General features: G+C 28.8%; 1 protein-coding gene. It reads right to left on the reverse strand.

Annotated elements, in window-relative coordinates:
* On the reverse strand, positions 1 to 513 hold a 513-nt coding region (locus J5M67_RS27850), incomplete at both ends, for an extracellular solute-binding protein (protein ID WP_207888600.1).

The raw sequence follows: 513 nt of genomic DNA on the forward strand, positions 1-513 counted from the left end.
ACCCATAACTAAACAAAGATTACCCGCGGTAAAATCATTTTGATATTTATTACTATCAAAATATTTAATATATGGGCGGACATTTTTAATAATATCTAAAGCTGCTTTTTCGTATTCAGCCTTGCTATTGGTATTTGGATCAATTCCGTGATAGAAAAAATAATTACCAAATATTTGCTCAGGTTCATCAAGTAACGAAACTCCACATGGAGCTATTTGTTTGAGGTATTTTTTATCAAAAACATATTTCCAGCTATTAGGAACCACACCTTTACCTAATCTTTGCTCTATTTCTTGTTTGTTATAAACTAAACCTGTAGTTCCATAACTATATACCACAGCATAATTATTACCTGGATCATTTATCTGTGAAACTTTATCATAAATTACTTTATTACGATATTTTAGATTTGGTAATTTTGATTTATCTAATTTAACAAGAGCATTAGATTCGATTTCACTATTTAAATATAATGCACCTTGCTCAATTAAATCAAAACCAGATGATCCTGT

Source organism: Pseudomonas sp. 30_B, from assembly GCF_017491605.1.
Taxonomy (GTDB): domain Bacteria; phylum Pseudomonadota; class Gammaproteobacteria; order Pseudomonadales; family Pseudomonadaceae; genus Pseudomonas.